Below are 331 nucleotides of genomic sequence, written 5' to 3'. Positions count from 1 at the left end.
TTCTGGCCGTCCACCGGACCGGTGTCAGCCACCAGCACCAGTCCAAGGAGCCTCGTGACCGTCACCAGCATGCCCCGGCCGACGCTGTCCGCGCAGCAGCTTCCCTCGGGCGGCGGAGGAGGTGATCCTCGGGGTGGACACCCGCAAGGACAGCCACGTCGCCGCTGCCATCACCACCCTGGGCGCCTCGCTCGCCCGCCAGGAGTTCCCGACCACCGCCGTCGGCTATTGGCAACTGCTCGCCTGGGGAGGGTCGTTCGGTGTTCTGTACCGGGCGGGGGTCGAGTGCACGGGATCCTTCGGGACCGCGCTGACCTGGGTCCTGCGCCAG

1 pseudogene is annotated in these 331 nt (G+C 70.7%); it reads left to right on the top strand.

What is annotated here, in order from left to right:
• Nucleotides 1–133 precede the first annotated feature (133 nt).
• A pseudogene (locus IF89_RS0136465) lies at nt 134–331 on the top strand (IS110 family transposase); the annotation flags it as partial.

Origin of the sequence: Streptomyces sp. NRRL F-2664, assembly GCF_000719345.1 — a bacterium.
GTDB lineage: Bacteria > Actinomycetota > Actinomycetes > Streptomycetales > Streptomycetaceae > Streptomyces.
The sequence above is the reverse complement of the archived record's forward strand: the minus strand, read 5'-3'. Positions and strand labels throughout refer to the sequence as shown.